The organism is Mycobacterium heidelbergense, from assembly GCF_050205645.1.
GTDB classification, from domain to species: Bacteria; Actinomycetota; Actinomycetes; order Mycobacteriales; family Mycobacteriaceae; genus Mycobacterium; species Mycobacterium heidelbergense_A.
On record NZ_JBNMQT010000012.1, the window covers coordinates 19,570 to 34,423 of the forward strand.

The window sequence follows — 14,854 nt, forward strand, 5'->3', positions numbered from 1 at the left end:
CTAGTCAGGGCAGCCATACCAGCCAGAGCGCAAAGGGGTTCTCGTGGCCGACACCGACGACACCGCAACTCTCAAATATCCGGGAGGCGAGATCGACCTAGAGGTCGTCCGCGCCACCGAGGGAGCTGACGGCATCGCGCTGGGCTCGCTGTTGTCCAAGACCGGCCACACCACGTTTGACAACGGGTTCGTCAACACCGCCGCCTGCAAGAGCTCCATCACCTATATCGACGGCGACGCCGGGATCCTGCGCTACCGCGGTTACCCCATTGAGCAGCTCGCAGAGAAGTCGACCTTCATCGAGGTCAGCTACCTGCTGATCTACGGCGAGCTACCGGACAAGGACCAGCTGGCCGAGTTCACCACCAAGATCCAGCGGCACACCATGTTGCACGAGGACCTCAAGCGGTTCTTCGACGGCTTCCCGCCCAACGCCCACCCGATGCCGGTGTTGTCCAGCGTGGTGAACGCATTGAGCTCCTACTATCCGGATTCGCTGGATCCGATGGACAACGGGCAAGTCGAGCTGTCCACGATTCGTCTGCTTGCGAAGCTGCCCACCATCGCCGCGTACGCCTACAAGAAGTCGGTCGGACAGCCGTTCCTCTACCCGGACAATTCGCTGTCGCTGGTGGAGAACTTCCTGTGGATGACCTTCGGGTTGCCGGCCGAGCCGTATCGCGCCGATCCCGAGATCGTGCGGGCACTGGACATGTTGTTCATCCTGCACGCCGACCACGAACAGAACTGTTCGACGTCGACGGTTCGGCTGGTCGGCTCGTCGCGGGCCAACCTGTTCACCTCGATCTCCGGCGGCATCAACGCGCTCTGGGGCCCGCTGCACGGCGGCGCCAACCAGGCGGTGCTCGAGATGCTGGAGGAGATCCGCGAGAGCGACGACGACGTGAGCGAATTCGTCCGCAAGGTGAAGAACCGCGAGGCCGGGGTCAAATTGATGGGCTTCGGTCACCGCGTCTACAAGAACTACGACCCCCGCGCCCGGATCGTCAAGGAGCAGGCCGACAAGATCCTGTCGAAACTCGGCGGCGACGACGACCTGCTGAGCATCGCCAAGGAGCTCGAGGAGAAGGCGCTCACCGACGACTACTTCATCGAGCGCAAGCTGTACCCCAACGTCGACTTCTACACCGGCCTGATCTACCGGGCACTCGGTTTCCCCACCCGCATGTTCACCGTCCTGTTCGCGTTGGGCCGGCTGCCCGGGTGGATCGCGCACTGGCGCGAGATGCACGACGAGGGCGACAGCAAAATCGGCCGCCCGCGCCAGATTTACACCGGGTACACCGAACGCGACTACGCCACGATCGAGCAGCGTTAGTCACACCGAAGCCAGCACCGCCATCGCGGCGTTGTGTCCCGCGATGCCCGATACCGCTCCGCCGCGGCGCGCGCCCGACCCGCACAACATGATTCGCTCGTGCGCCGTGGCGACGCCCCATTGCCGCGCCGGGATGTCCAACGCGTCGTCGTCGTCCGCGAACGGCCAAGACAGTCCGCCGTGGAAGATGTTGCCCGCGGTCATCCCCAGTTTGCGGTGTAAGTCCAGGGTGGTCGTCGTCTCGATGCACGGCCGCCCATGCGCGTCGCTCATCAGCACATCCTGAATCGGTTCCGCCAGAACGGAATTCAGCGACGCCAGCACCGAATCCGTCAGCCGGTCACGCAGTGCCCCGGAGTAGGTGCCGTCGAATAGCGAATGTGGGGTGTGCAGGCCGAACACCGTCATCGTCTGAGCGCCCGAATCACGCAGCCCGGCCGGCAGGATGCTCGGGTCGGTCAGCGAGTGGCAGTAGGCCTCGCAGGGCAATGGATCCGGTAGGTGTCCGGAGGCCGCGCGCGAATACGCCGTATCCAGTTGCGTCCACGTCTCGTTGACGTGAAAGGTCCCGGAGAACGCTTGTTCGGCGTTGACGCGGTCATCGCGCAACCGCGGCAACCGCCGCAGCACCATGTTCACCTTGACCTGCGCGCCCTGGGCGGGGCTGGCCAGGCGTTCCCCGAGCAGGCCCGCCAACACCGTCGGCGTCACGCCCGCCAGAACGAACCGGCCACGGATAGTGTGCTCTTCGTCGCCGCTGCGATAGCGCACCATACCGTCCGGATCGACGGCGAAAACGTCTGCGCCGGTGGTGATTTCGGCACCGTGACGGACGGCCGCCGCGGCCAGGGCCGTGGTCACCGAGCCCATCCCGCCGATCGGGACGTTCCAGTCTCCGGTGCCGCCGCCGAGCACGTGATACAGGAAGCAGACGTTCTGGGCCAGCGACGGCTCCTCGAGACGGGCGAAGGTGCCGATCAGCGCGTCGGTCGCGATCACGCCGCGAACCAGGTCGTTGCGCACCGCGCCGGCGATGGCGCGTCCGATCGGCTCGTCGACGATGGCCCGCCACGCCGACGCCGCGTCCGGATCGCCGCCGTCGAGGACATGCCGGCGGGCCTGTTCTCGGGTGCGCAGCGGTTCCAGCAGCGTCGGCCACAGCCCTTCGGTGATCAGTCGGCAACGCCGGTAGAACGCCGTGAAACCGTCCTCGTCGTCGGCGGCGCCGATCGCTGCGAACGTGTCGGGACGCCCAACCAGTAGCCCGGTGCGGCCACCGGTGCCGGGGTCGGGCGTGTAAGACGAGAATCGCCTCCGGGCCAGGGGCGCCGCGGCGCCCAGGTCGTCGAGGATCCGCGGTGGCAGCAGGCTGACCAGGTACGCATAGCGCGAGAGCCGGACGTCGACGCCGTCGAACGGCTGCGCCGAGACCGCGGCTCCGCCGACGTGTCCTAGCCGCTCCAGCACGCGTACCCGAAGGCCCGCCCGGGCCAGGTAGCCGGCCGCGACCAGGCCATTGTGGCCGCCGCCGACCACGACAACGTCGCAATCCCGGATGCCGTCGACCGCCATATTCCGGATGTGTTCCTAGCCGAGGTATCCCTCGACCTGGCCGGGCGGACGCACCGCCGCTTCCTTTGGGTCGCCACCCGTCTCGCGCAGTGCGCGACGCTGCCGCAGCAGGTCCCAGCACTGGTCGAGTTCGATCTCCACCCGGCGCAGGCGTTCGTGTTCCTCGGACTCGGTGATGTCCCGGCGCTGCAGCTGCGCCCGCAGCGCTTTCTCCTCGGCGACCAGGTCGCGGATGTGCGCCAGGGCGTCGCTGTCGGTTGGTATGTTGCCATCGGCCATCGTCCTAGTGTGCCCGAGACCGGCGACGGGTGACGGCGACGCTAGCTCGGACCGGGAAGGCGCAGCACCAGCCGCGCGCCGCCCAGTGGGCTGTCTTCCAGCGAGGCCGTCCCGCCGTGCAGATGTGCCTGCTGCGCCACCAACGCGAGCCCCAAGCCCGAGCCCGAGTGTGAGGCCGTCGACCCGCGGGAGAATCGCTCGAACACCACCTCGCGCTCGCCTTCGGGCACCCCGCTGCCGTTGTCGTCGACGGCGATCTCCACTCCGGCCCGCGAGCTGACCGCCGACAGCTGGACCGTGGTGGCGCCGCCATGCTTGACGGCGTTCGCGATCGCGTTGTCGACCGCCAGGCGCAGCCCCGCCGGCAATCCCACGATGATGCACGTTGGCGACGGCACCAGCGAGACGTCGACGGTGGGGTAGATCCGGGTCGCGTCGTGGGCTGCGCGGTCGAGCAGGTCGGTGATGTCGACCGGCACATGATCGTCGGACGTCGACAGTTCGCCCTGAGCCAACCGCTCCAGGGCGCTCAGCGTGGCCTCGATCCGCGACTGGGTGCGGATGACGTCGTTGAGCACTTCCTTGCGTTGGTCGTCGGGCAGATCCAGCGTCGACAGCACCTCGAGGTTGGTGCGCATCGCGGTCAGCGGAGTGCGCAGCTCATGAGAGGAGACGGCGGCGAAGTCGCGCGCCGAAGCCAGCGCCTCCTTGGTCCGGTTCTGCTCATTCCAGATGCGCTGCAGCATTCCCCGCATCGCCTCGGCGATTTCGACCGCTTCGCTGGCGCCGTGCACTTCGACGCGCGGCGCCTCGTCTCCCGCGTCGATCGACCGGGTCTGCTGGGCGAGCTGCTTGAACGGGCGCACCGCGAAAGCGGCTAGCAGCCAAGCGAATACGGCCGCGGCGCCGATGGCGAAGCCACAGATCAGCATCACCCGTCGGTGCAAGTTATTGGTCTCGGCGAGGGTGGCGTCGTAGGTGGCGCCGACGGCGAGCGAGGTCGGCCCCGGCCCGGGAATCTCCACCGTCCGCACCCGGTAGCGCACTCCGTTGATGTAGGTGTCGGCGTAGTCGCCGCTCAGCTTGGGCAGCGTGACATCGGAATTCGACTTGATCAGGTTGCCGCTGCGGATCGTCATGATGGCGTCACGGTCGTTCGGCGAGCGCGGGATTTCGCCAAGACCGCGGGGCAGGAACGGGATCGCGAAGCCCGCGGCCTCGTCGAGACGGCGATCCAGCCGCTCCTTGCGGTCGTTCGTGATACCGACCCAGACCACGGCGCCCACGATCAGCACCGGAATCGCCGCCCCAATGGCCGTCGCGATCACCACCCGGGTCCGCAGTGACGGCGTTCGAGCGACGATTCGCGACAGGATGTTCATGGCCTGCTTCGATCCGGTTACTGCATGCGCAGCACGAACCCGACTCCTCGAACGGTGTGCAGCAGCCGGGGCCCGCCGTTGGCCTCGAGCTTGCGGCGCAGGTAGCCGATGAACACGTCGACGACGTTGGTGTCGGCCGCGAAGTCATACCCCCACACGAGCTCCAGCAGCTGCGCGCGCGACAGGACCGCCGTCTTGTGCTCGGCCAGCACGGCCAGCAAGTCGAACTCCCGCTTGGTCAGGTCCACGTCGACGCCGTTGACCCGGGCCCGCCGGCCCGGGATGTCCACCTCCAACGGCCCGACCGTAATGGTTTCCGAGGAGGACGTCGCGGTGGCGCCCCGGCGGCGCAGCAGCGCCTTCACCCGGGCCACCAGCTCGGCCAGCACGAAGGGTTTGACCAGGTAATCGTCGGCGCCGGCCTCCAGCCCGGCCACCCGGTCGTCGACCGAGCTGCGGGCGGACAGCACACAGACGGGCACGTCGTTGTCCATGGCGCGCAATGCCGTGACGACGCTGACGCCGTCCAGCACGGGCATGTTGATGTCGAGGACGATGGCGTCGGGCCGGGTCTCGGTGGCGCTGCGCAACGCCTCGGCGCCGTCGACCGCGGTCGACACCTCGAATCCGGAGAGTCGCAGTCCGCGTTCCAGCGAGGCGAGCACGTCGGAGTCGTCGTCGACAACCAAGACGCGAGGTGAGGTCACACCAGTGTCCATGTCGCCCATTTTGCCGGATTGTTCCCTATCGGGGTGGGAGGTCACCCGCCGGGTCGCGGGGGAGTGGGCCCCCTCCTCGTGCGATACATCACCGGCGGTCGAGGCCGCTGAGCTGAACCGCAATCTGCCGCCGCACCGCGGGAACCCCCGCGGCCAGGCGCATGGCCGCGTTGCGGACCGGGCGCACCGGGCGCGGCAGGGTCGCCATTTTGGTCAGGCGTCCCGTCAGTTTCAGCACCTGCTCGGCATATCCGCGCTGGACGGTGGCGTAGGCGTCCAACGCGGTGTCCGAGCCGCCACCCACGACCTCGGAGAGCGCGCGGGCGACCGAAATCGCATCGAGGATACCGAGATTCATGCCCTGGCCGCCGGCGGGGCTGTGCACGTGGGCGGCGTCACCCGCCAGCAATAGTCGCCCGGCCCGGTAACTGTCGGCGACGCGGTGGTGGATGTGGAACCGCGTTCCCCACAACAGCTCGGTGACAACCGACTCGCCGGGTCCGAACCCGCGGCTGTCGAGCAGCGCCTGCACGAATTCCGCCGACGGCTCCTTCGGTGCGTCCGACGCGGGCGCGACGATGCGGAAGATGTCGCCGGGCAACGGCGCCAGCACGGTCAGGCCTTCGTTGGCGTAGAACAGAATCACCTCGTCGCGGGGTGCGGCACCGGCCAGACGCACGTCGGCGAGCGTGAACGATTCGGCGAATTCGCTTCCGGCAAAGCCGATCCCGGCTTGCTCACGGACCGCGCTCTTCATGCCGTCGGCCCCGACGACATAGCTGGCCCGGATGGTCTCGCCGTCGTCGAAACTGGCCGTGACGCCGTCCGCGTCCTGGGCCAGTCGGCTGAGCGTCTTGGGTCGGATCACCTTGCCGCCCAGTTCGTGCAGCCGCTGCAGCAGGAGCTGTTCGGTGTCGGCTTGGGAGAGCATCAAGCTGTAGGGATATTTCGTCGGCAGCTCGCTGAAGTCGATCGAGACGAGCACGTGTCGGCCCTCACGCGTGGTGAACCGCGGCGCGATCAGCCCCGTGTCGACCAGCCGCCGGGACACGTCGAGGTCGTCGAGCACCTCCAGCGTGCGGGCGTTCACCACGGCCGCGCGGGTGGTGTTCTGGCCCTCGGCCAGGGCATCCACCAGGACGGCGCGCACCCCGCGGGCGACCAGGGAAGCGGTGGCGGCGAGGCCGGTGGGGCCGGCGCCGACGACCAGGACATCGGTGTCGTTCATGGTTGGCTCCTTTGCTGCGGATAAGTCAACGCTTGTTGGCATAACTCCATGCTGGCGCGCCATGCGTGCAAAGTCAACAGTTGTTGGCCTACAATTGTTGACATGCGGCGGTCATCGGAACAGACGAAAGCGGCGATCCTGGCGGCGGCCCGCGAAAGGTTCGGCGCGGCCGGTTTCCAGGCGGCGACGATCCGGGCGATCGCCGCCGATGCCGGCGTGGATCCGGCAATGGTGATGCGCTACTACGGGAGCAAGGACAAGCTGTTCGCCGCCGCGGCCGAGTTCGACCTGAGGTTTCCCGACTACGCGGCGACCGATCCGGCACAGGTCGGGCGCTCGCTCGTCCGGCACTTTCTCGAACGCTGGGAGGGCGACGAGGCGCTGGTGATCCTGCTGCGGTCCAGCGCCACCAACGGCGAAGCGGCGCAACGGATGCAGCGGATCTTCGAAAGCCAGGTCGAACCGTTGGTTGCGGCCCTGGCGCCAGCGGCCGAACATGAAGTTCGGGCCGGGCTGATCGCCACGCAGATCATCGGTATGGCGTTCTGCCGCTTCGTATTACGGCTTCCGCCCGTCGTCGAGATGACGCGCGACGAGATCGTCGACTGGCTCGGCCCGACGATACAGCGCTATTTCGGCCTGCCCTCCGAGGACGCCGTCGGCGAGACATAAACCATTGCGAAGTGTCGCGGCGTGTCTTCGCAACTGGTTATGTGTCGCTGACAACGCCTAGGCGGCTCAAGGCAATCCGATGCGGCGGTAACGCTGCAACCGAGCGGCCAGGCGCTCGGCATCGGCCATTCCACGCAGCGCGTGCAGTTCGGCGGCGATGGCGCGCGACAGTCGTTGGGAAAACTCGACCGGCTCGTCGGCGGCGTCGGGATATTCCGGCACGATGACGTCGACGATGCCCGACCGCACCAGGTCGGCCGACCGGATGCCTTGGGCCGCAGCGAGTTCGGCCGCATGAGCGGTGTCACGGAACACGATGGCGCTGGCTCCCTCCGGCGGGAGCGGCGCCAGCCAGCCGTGCAGCGCGGCCAGCACCCGGTCGGCGGGCACCATCGCCAGCGCCGGGCCGCCGCTGCCCTGGCCCAGCAGCACCGACACCGTCGGGGTATCCAGAGTCACGAGCTCGGCCAGGCACTGGGCGATCTGGCCGGCCAGCCCGCCCTGTTCGGCGTCGGCCGACAACGCCGGGCCGGCGGTGTCGATCACCAGCACCAGCGGCAGGCGAAGTTCGGCGGCCAGCGCCATGCCGCGCCGGGCCTCACGCAGCGACGCGGGCCCGACCAGCCCGCCGGTGACCCGCTGCTGGCCGAGCACGACCGCGGGCTGACCGCTAAACCGGGCCAGCGCCAACAGCGTCGTCGCCGCCTCGCCCTGACCGGTACTGGACAGCAGCACCCGGTCGGTGGTTCCGTGTCGCAGCAGCTGGCCGACGCCCGGCCGGTCCGGCCGTCGCGATGCCACCACCGAGTCCCACGCCGGTACGTCGGGGATTGGCCCGGCGGGCGGCGGCGGAACGGGCGGCTCGGGCGCGTCGGCGATCACCGTCAGCGCGCGATCGACCATGCGCTGCAGCCGGTCAAGCGGGACGACGCCGTCGATCACCCCGTGTCGCTGGAGGTTCTCGGCGGTCTGAATCCCAGCCGGGAACGGCTCGCCGTAGAGCAGCTGGTACACCCGCGGCCCGAGGAAGCCGATCATGGCGCCCGGTTCGGCGACCGTGACATGGCCCAGCGAACCCCACGAGGCAAAGACCCCGCCGGTCGTGGGATGGCGCAGGTAGACCAGGTAGGGCAGGCCCGCCTGTTTGTGCAGGCGGACCGCGGCCGCGATCTTCACCATCTGCAGAAACGCGACGGTGCCCTCCTGCATGCGGGTCCCACCGGAGCTCGGCGAGGCCAGCAGCGGCAGCCGCTCGGCGGTCGCCCGCTCGACGGCGGAGGTGATCCGTTCGGCCGCCGCCACGCCTATCGAGCCGGCGAGGAAGCCGAATTCGCAGACCACAACGGCCACCCGGCGCCCGTGCACGCGCCCCTCGCCGGTCACCACCGATTCGTCCCGCCCGGTGGCCGAGCGGGCGCCGGCGAGCTCTCGCGCGTACGAGTCGGTCACCGGCACGGCCAGCGGCTCTCGGTCCCAGCTGACGTAGGAGCCCTCGTCCAGCACGGCGTCGCGCAGCTGCTCGGTCGTGATACGACTCACGCGACGAGGCTATATACAACCCGGCTATATAGGCTGGGCCCCATGATCGGTGTCACACAGGCCGAAGCCGTCATGACGATTGAGCTGCAGCGCCCCGAGCGTCGCAATGCCCTGAACTCCCAGCTCGTCGAGGAGCTGCGGGAGGCCGTGTTGAAGGCGGCGGCGGGGTCAATACGCGCGATTGTCCTGACCGGTCAGGGCACGGCCTTCTGCGCCGGCGCGGACCTCAGCGGCGACGCGTTCGCCGCCGACTACCCCGACCGGCTCATCGAGCTGCACAAGGTGTTGGACGCCGCCCCGATTCCGGTGATCGGCGCCATCAATGGGCCCGCCATCGGTGCCGGCCTGCAGCTGGCCATGCAATGTGACCTCAGGGTGGTCGCGCCGGATGCCTTTTTCCAGTTTCCGACGTCGAAATACGGTCTCGCCCTTGATAACTGGAGCATCCGCCGACTGTCGTCGCTGGTTGGCCACGGCCGGGCCCGCGCGATGCTGCTGACCGCCGAGAAGCTGACCGCCGAGACGGCGCTGCAGACCGGGATGGCCAACCGCATCGGCAACCTCGAGGACGCCCAGGCCTGGGCCGCCGAGATCGCCGGCCTGGCTCCCTTGGCGATCCAGCACGCCAAGCGGGTGCTCAATGACGACGGCTCCATCGAGGAGGCGTGGCCGGAGCACAAGGAACTGTTCGACAAGGCCTGGGCTAGCCAGGACGTCGTCGAGGCGCAGATCGCCCGGGTGGAGAAGCGACCGCCGAAGTTCCAGGGAGCCTGACCGTCATGGTCCGTGCAGCGCTACGACTGGCCGCCGGCACGGCCACACTGGCGGCTGGCGGGTGGGCACTGCGCGCCCTGCACGGCGCACCGGCGGCGCTGGGCGCCCACCCGGCCTCGATCCGGGCGGTGGTGCAGCGGTCGCCGAACTACCGCGACGGCGTCTTCGTCAACATCGACCCGCCCACCTTCAACATGGACCGCGAGCAGTTGGGGATGATCGCGTGGGAGTTCGTGGGGGGACGCAACAGGAGCCGCCCGGCCGCGCCGATCCCGCTGGGCGCGCCGGGACTTTTCGACGGCGACCCCGGCCGGCTCGCGGTCAGCTGGCTGGGCCACTCCACCGCGCTGCTGGAGATCGACGGGTACCGGGTGCTCACCGATCCGGTGTGGAGCGACCGATGCTCCCCGTCCGACGTGGTCGGCCCGCAGCGACTCCATCCGCCGCCGGTGGTACTCGAAGCGTTGCCCGCCCTCGATGCCGTCGTCATCAGCCATGACCACTACGACCACCTCGACATCGACACCGTGCTGGCGCTGGCCCGCACGCAGCGGGCCCCGTTCTTCGTGCCCCTCGGCGTGGGCGCCCACCTGCGCTCGTGGGGCATCCCCGAGCACCGCATCGTCGAACTCGACTGGAACGAGAGCAGGAAGATCGACGAGCTGGCCCTGATTTGCATGCCGGCGCGCCACTTTTCGGGGCGCTTCATGGAACGCAACACCACGCTGTGGGCGTCGTGGGGCATCATCGGCCCGAGCCGACGCGCGTACTTCGGCGGCGACTCCGGCTACACCAAGAGCTTCGCGCAGATCGGCGCCGACCATGGGCCGTTCGACCTGACGCTGATGCCCATTGGGGCCTATAACCCGGCGTGGCCGGACATTCACATGAACCCCGAGGAAGCGGTTCGCGCTCATCTCGATGTGACGGTGTCCGGGTCGGGACTGCTGGTGCCGATCCATTGGGGCACCTTCCGGCTGGCCCCGCACCCGTGGGCCGAACCCGTCGAGCGCCTGCTCGCGGCGGCCGAAGCCGCCGACGTCAAGGTGGCCGTCCCCGCGCCGGGGCAGCGCATCGATCCGTCCGGGCTCACCCGCTTCAACCCGTGGTGGCGGCTCTGATCCGGTAGCCGCCGGGGCTAAAGTTTGCGGCCATGACGAAACGCGCGGCAACGGCCGCTGTCGTGGTGGCCCTGCTGGCGCTGCTGGGATGCGGGCCATCTCAACCGGTCTCGAGCCGGCTGTCGGACGCGTCGCCCGATGAGTTTTCGGGCCTGGACATCCCGGCGGGCCGTATCGGCGATGCCGTCGCCAAGGTCGACGGCTTGGTGAACGACCTGATGAAGAACACCGGTGTCCCGGGCATGGCGGTAGCGATCGTTCACGGTGGAAAGACGTTGTACACCAAGGGCTTCGGCGTGAAAGACGCAAGCAAGGGCGATGGCCAGGGCAACAAGGTCGACGCCGACACCGTCTTCCAGCTGGCGTCCATCTCCAAGTCGGTCGGCGCGACGGTGGTGGCGCACGAAGTGACCGACAACGTGATCAGCTGGGACACGCCCGTCGTATCCAAGCTGCCGTGGTTCGAGCTGTCAGACCCCTACGTCAGTAGCCACGTGAGCGTCGCCGACCTGTACTCGCATCGCTCCGGGCTGCCCGACCACGCCGGCGACCGGGTCGAGGATCTGGACTACGACCGCCGCCAGACGCTCGAGCGGTTGCGGTACCTGCCGCTGGCGCCTTTCCGAATCAGCTACGCCTACACCAATTTTGGCCTGACGGCCGCCGCCGAGGCGGTCGCGGCCGCCGCGGGCAAGCCGTGGGCGGACCTGTCCGAGGAGGTGCTCTACCGTCCGCTGGGGATGGCGTCGACCAGTTCGCGGTTCGCCGACTTCCTGGCCCGGCCCAACCGCGCCCTCAACCACGTCAAGGTCGGCGACAAGTGGGAGCCGCGGTTTCAGCGGGATCCGGATCCGCAGTCTCCGGCCGCCGGGGTGAGTTCGTCGGTCAACGACATGGCCCGCTGGCTGACGATGGTGCTGGCCAACGGGACGTACAACGGGCAGCGGATCACCTCGCCGGAGGCGTTGCTGCCCGCCATTACCCCGCAGGCCGTCTCGAGGCCCCCGGCGACGCCGAAGTCGCGGGCCAGCTTCTACGGCCACGGATTCGCGGTGTCGGTGAACTCGTCGGGCCGCACGACGTACAGCCATTCGGGCGCGTTCACCTTGGGGGAGTCGACGAACTTCGTGGTGATGCCGTCCGAGGACCTCGCCATCATCGCCCTGACCAACGCCGCACCGTTCGGCGTGCCCGAGACGCTAACCGCGCAATTCATGGATCTGGTGCAGTACGGGCAGATTCGCGAGGACTGGGCGTCGGTGTACAAGAATGCGATCGCCCCGATCAACAACCCGGAGGGCTCGCTTGTCGGCAAGAAACCCCCGGACAACCCGGTACCGGCCAGGCCGCCGCACGATTACGTGGGAACGTACGCCAACGACTACTGGGGCCCGGCCATCGTGAGCGAACATGACGGCGCCCTGCAGCTGGAGCTCGGGCCGAAAAATCAGAAGTTCAGCCTGACCCACTGGGACGGCGATACCTTCACCTTCTCGCTGACGAACGAAAATGCCCCGCCCGGAACGGTTTCCAAGGCCACCTTCGCCGCAAACACACTGAACCTCGAGTATTACGACGCCAACAAGCTGGGGACGTTCACCCGATGAGCTCATCTCTGATCAACGGCCTGACCGATGCCGAGGTGACACAGCGGGTAGCCGAGGGCAAGAGCAACGCGATACCGCAACGCGCCGCGCGGAGCATCGCAGACATCGTTCGGGCCAACGTCTTCACCCGAATTAACGCGATTCTGGGCGTGTTGCTGATGATCGTGCTGATAACGGGTTCGGCAATCAACGGGTTGTTCGGCCTGCTCATCATCGCCAACAGTGTCATCGGCATGGTCCAGGAAATCCGGGCGAAGCAGACGCTGGACAAGCTGGCGATCATCGGACAGGCGAAACCGTTGGTGCGCAGGCAATCCGGGACACGGGCGCTGCTGCCCAGCGATGTGGTGCTCGACGACGTCATCGAGCTCGGTCCCGGGGACCAGATCGTGGTCGATGGCGAGATCCTCGAGGAGGAAAACCTGGAGGTCGACGAATCGCTGCTGACCGGCGAGGCGGATCCGATCAACAAGGACGTCGGCGACGGGGTGATGTCGGGCAGCTTCGTGGTCGCCGGCACCGGGGCGTACCGCGCCACCAAAGTCGGTCCGGACGCCTATGCCGCCCAGCTCGCCGAGGAGGCCAGCAAGTTCACCCTGGTGAAATCCGAACTGCGCAACGGCATTAACCGGATTCTGCAGTTCATTACCTACCTGTTGGTGCCCGCCGGATTGCTGACCATCTACACCCAATTCTTCACCACGCATGCCGGGTGGCGGCAGTCCGTGCTGCGGACGGTGGGCGCGCTGGTGCCCATGGTGCCCGAAGGCCTTGTCCTGCTGACCTCGGTCGCCTTCGCTATGGGCGTCATCAGGCTCGGTCAGCGCCGGTGCCTGGTGCAGGAATTGCCCGCGATCGAGGGGTTGGCCCGCGTCGATGTGGTCTGTGCCGATAAAACCGGCACGCTGACCGAAAGCGGCATGCGGATCTCCGGCGTCGAGCAAGTCGGCCGGGCGGAACAATCCGTCGCCGATGTGCTGGCCTCGCTCGCCGCCGCCGATGCGCGCCCCAATGCGAGCATGCAGGCGATCGCCGAGGCCTATGACCAGCCACCCGGCTGGATCGCCACCGCGACCGCGCCTTTCAAGTCGGCCACCAAGTGGAGTGGTGTGTCCTATCGCGACCACGGCAACTGGGTGATCGGCGCACCCGATGTGCTGCTCGAACCCGCGTCGGCGGCCGCGGAGCGGGCCGCACAAATCGGCGCCCAGGGGCTTCGGGTACTGCTCCTGGGTACCGCCGCCGTGGCCGTGAATCATCCCGACGCGCCGGGCGACGTCACGCCGGTCGCGCTGGTGGTGCTGGAGCAGAAGGTACGACCCGACGCCCGTGAAACACTCGATTATTTTGCTGCGGAGGCCGTTTCGGTCAAGGTCATCTCCGGTGACAATGCGGTATCGGTGGGCGCAGTCGCCGACAGCCTGGGGCTGCACGGCGAGACGATAGACGCGCGTCGACTGCCGGCAGAGCCCGACGAACTGGCCGACATGCTGGAGTCATACACCACCTTCGGCCGAGTGCGGCCAGACCAGAAACGTGTCATCGTGCGCGCTCTGCAATCGCGCGGTCACACGGTGGCGATGACCGGTGATGGCGTTAACGATGTGCTGGCCCTCAAGGATGCCGATATCGGCGTCGCGATGGGCGCAGGCAGCTCGGCATCGCGAGCGGTGGCGCAGATTGTGTTGCTGGACAATCGATTTGCCACGCTTCCTTATGTCGTGGGCGAAGGCCGGCGGGTGATCGGCAACATCGAGCGGGTCGCCAACCTGTTTCTGACCAAGACCGTGTATTCGGTGCTGCTGGCGCTGCTCGTGGGGATCGAATGCCTGTTTTCCAAACCGCTCAAGGCGGACCCGCTGCTGTATCCGTTTCAGCCGATCCACGTCACCATCGCGGCATGGTTCACGATCGGAATCCCGTCGTTCGTCCTGTCGCTCGCACCCAACACCGAGCGCGCACAACCCGGCTTCGTGCGGCGCGTGCTGACGTTCGCGCTGCCGTCGGGACTCATCGTCGGCGTCGCGACCTTCGTCTCCTATCTGGTGGCCTACCACGGTCGCCATGCCACCTTTGCCCAACAAGACCAAGCCTCGACCGCGGCGCTGATCACGTTGCTGGCGACCGCGCTGTGGGTGCTGGCGGTGGTGGCGCGTCCCTACCAGTGGTGGCGGATAGCCCTAGTGATCGCGTCCGGACTGGCGTACGTGGTGATCTTCAGCATCCCGCTGGCTCGGGAGAAATTCCTGCTCGATCCGTCGAATGTGGTGGTGACGTCGACCGCCCTCGGCATCGGGTTGATTGGTGCCGCCGCGATCGAGGTGACGTGGTGGATCAGGGCCAGGATCCTCGGCGTGCGACCGCAGTTGTGGCGGGAGCCGGTGAGGGCCGCCAAGTAGAATTCCTGGCAATCAGCGGGGAAGGAACGGCGCATGGGATTACTGGACAAGGCGAAGGACCTGTTGTCGCAGAACGCCGACAAAGTCGGGGAGGCGATCGACAAGGCCGGCGACTTCGTCGACGAAAAGACGCAGGGCAAATACTCCGACACCATCCACAAGGTGCAGGAGGAGGCCAAGAAGGCCGCCGACTCGGCCGCCAAGGGCGACCAACAGAACTGAG

Annotated in this window: 13 protein-coding genes; 7 read left to right on the forward strand and 6 right to left on the reverse strand. The window is 67.7% G+C overall.

What is annotated here, in order from left to right; all coding sequences use genetic code 11:
* Positions 1–43 precede the first annotated feature (43 nt).
* Positions 44–1,339 (forward strand): citrate synthase, encoded by a 1,296-nt coding sequence (locus tag ACQI5H_RS15390; RefSeq protein ID WP_427080214.1) that lies wholly within the window; start codon positions 44–46, stop codon positions 1,337–1,339.
* Here the strand turns inward: ACQI5H_RS15390 and ACQI5H_RS15395 are convergent, their stop codons facing one another.
* The 5 genes from ACQI5H_RS15395 to ACQI5H_RS15415 form a co-directional block, all read right to left on the reverse strand.
* Positions 1,340–2,911 (reverse strand): phytoene desaturase family protein, encoded by a 1,572-nt coding sequence (locus tag ACQI5H_RS15395; RefSeq protein WP_427080215.1) that lies wholly within the window; start codon positions 2,909–2,911, stop codon positions 1,340–1,342. It abuts the gene before it with no gap.
* Positions 2,912–2,926: 15 nt separating this feature from the next.
* Positions 2,927–3,190 (reverse strand): DUF2630 family protein, encoded by a 264-nt coding sequence (locus ACQI5H_RS15400; RefSeq protein ID WP_427080216.1) that lies wholly within the window; start codon positions 3,188–3,190, stop codon positions 2,927–2,929.
* Between the two features lie 41 nt (positions 3,191–3,231).
* Complete coding sequence (locus tag ACQI5H_RS15405; protein WP_427080217.1) at positions 3,232–4,572, reverse strand: HAMP domain-containing sensor histidine kinase; 1,341 nt, start codon at positions 4,570–4,572, stop codon at positions 3,232–3,234.
* A 17-nt stretch (positions 4,573–4,589) separates the two neighbouring features.
* Positions 4,590–5,300 carry a two-component system response regulator PrrA gene (gene prrA / locus ACQI5H_RS15410; RefSeq protein ID WP_139329770.1) on the reverse strand — a complete coding sequence of 237 codons (711 nt, stop codon included), beginning with the start codon at positions 5,298–5,300 and terminating at the stop codon, positions 4,590–4,592.
* A 79-nt stretch (positions 5,301–5,379) separates the two neighbouring features.
* Positions 5,380–6,519: an FAD-dependent monooxygenase gene (locus ACQI5H_RS15415; protein ID WP_427080218.1), complete on the reverse strand. Its 1,140-nt coding sequence runs from the start codon at positions 6,517–6,519 to the stop codon at positions 5,380–5,382.
* 102 nt (positions 6,520–6,621) lie between these two features.
* Here ACQI5H_RS15415 and ACQI5H_RS15420 point away from each other — a divergent pair, with 102 nt between their 5' ends.
* The gene (locus ACQI5H_RS15420; RefSeq protein ID WP_427080219.1) at positions 6,622–7,191 is read left to right on the forward strand and encodes a TetR family transcriptional regulator; all 570 of its coding nucleotides are present in this window, start codon (positions 6,622–6,624) and stop codon (positions 7,189–7,191) included.
* 66 nt (positions 7,192–7,257) lie between these two features.
* On the opposite strand, the gene ACQI5H_RS15425 is transcribed toward ACQI5H_RS15420, so the two are convergent.
* Positions 7,258–8,730 carry a carboxyl transferase domain-containing protein gene (locus tag ACQI5H_RS15425; protein ID WP_427080220.1) on the reverse strand — a complete coding sequence of 491 codons (1,473 nt, stop codon included), beginning with the start codon at positions 8,728–8,730 and terminating at the stop codon, positions 7,258–7,260.
* Positions 8,731–8,772: 42 nt separating this feature from the next.
* Here ACQI5H_RS15425 and ACQI5H_RS15430 point away from each other — a divergent pair, with 42 nt between their 5' ends.
* From ACQI5H_RS15430 to ACQI5H_RS15450, 5 genes are read left to right on the forward strand one after another with little or no spacing between them, the layout of a single operon-like run.
* Entirely contained in the window at positions 8,773–9,504 is a 732-nt protein-coding gene (locus ACQI5H_RS15430) for an enoyl-CoA hydratase (protein WP_427080221.1), read from the forward strand.
* A 5-nt stretch (positions 9,505–9,509) separates the two neighbouring features.
* The gene (locus tag ACQI5H_RS15435; protein WP_427080222.1) at positions 9,510–10,625 is read left to right on the forward strand and encodes an MBL fold metallo-hydrolase; all 1,116 of its coding nucleotides are present in this window, start codon (positions 9,510–9,512) and stop codon (positions 10,623–10,625) included.
* Between the two features lie 32 nt (positions 10,626–10,657).
* Positions 10,658–12,232, forward strand: coding sequence for a serine hydrolase (locus ACQI5H_RS15440; protein WP_427080223.1), 1,575 nt, complete (start codon positions 10,658–10,660; stop codon positions 12,230–12,232).
* Positions 12,229–14,631, forward strand: coding sequence for a cation-translocating P-type ATPase (locus ACQI5H_RS15445; protein ID WP_427080224.1), 2,403 nt, complete (start codon positions 12,229–12,231; stop codon positions 14,629–14,631). The genes ACQI5H_RS15440 and ACQI5H_RS15445 overlap by 4 nt, the downstream gene beginning before the upstream one ends.
* Before the next feature lie 33 nt (positions 14,632–14,664).
* Positions 14,665–14,853, forward strand: a complete 189-nt coding sequence (locus ACQI5H_RS15450; protein WP_427080225.1) for an antitoxin — start codon at positions 14,665–14,667, stop codon at positions 14,851–14,853.
* Position 14,854 lies beyond the last annotated feature (1 nt).

Excerpts from the sequence above, each read along its gene's own strand:
- ACQI5H_RS15400 (WP_427080216.1), bottom strand. The coding sequence starts at position 3,190 with ATGGCCGATGGCAACATACCAACCGACAGCGACGCCCTGGCGCACATC.
- prrA (WP_139329770.1), bottom strand. The coding sequence starts at position 5,300 with ATGGGCGACATGGACACTGGTGTGACCTCACCTCGCGTCTTGGTTGTC.
- ACQI5H_RS15430 (WP_427080221.1), top strand. The coding sequence starts at position 8,773 with ATGATCGGTGTCACACAGGCCGAAGCCGTCATGACGATTGAGCTGCAG.
- ACQI5H_RS15445 (WP_427080224.1), top strand. The coding sequence starts at position 12,229 with ATGAGCTCATCTCTGATCAACGGCCTGACCGATGCCGAGGTGACACAG.
- ACQI5H_RS15415 (WP_427080218.1), bottom strand. The coding sequence starts at position 6,519 with ATGAACGACACCGATGTCCTGGTCGTCGGCGCCGGCCCCACCGGCCTC.
- ACQI5H_RS15435 (WP_427080222.1), top strand. The coding sequence starts at position 9,510 with ATGGTCCGTGCAGCGCTACGACTGGCCGCCGGCACGGCCACACTGGCG.
- ACQI5H_RS15420 (WP_427080219.1), top strand. The coding sequence starts at position 6,622 with ATGCGGCGGTCATCGGAACAGACGAAAGCGGCGATCCTGGCGGCGGCC.
- ACQI5H_RS15395 (WP_427080215.1), bottom strand. The coding sequence starts at position 2,911 with ATGGCGGTCGACGGCATCCGGGATTGCGACGTTGTCGTGGTCGGCGGC.
- ACQI5H_RS15440 (WP_427080223.1), top strand. The coding sequence starts at position 10,658 with ATGACGAAACGCGCGGCAACGGCCGCTGTCGTGGTGGCCCTGCTGGCG.
- ACQI5H_RS15450 (WP_427080225.1), top strand. The coding sequence starts at position 14,665 with ATGGGATTACTGGACAAGGCGAAGGACCTGTTGTCGCAGAACGCCGAC.
- ACQI5H_RS15405 (WP_427080217.1), bottom strand. The coding sequence starts at position 4,572 with ATGAACATCCTGTCGCGAATCGTCGCTCGAACGCCGTCACTGCGGACC.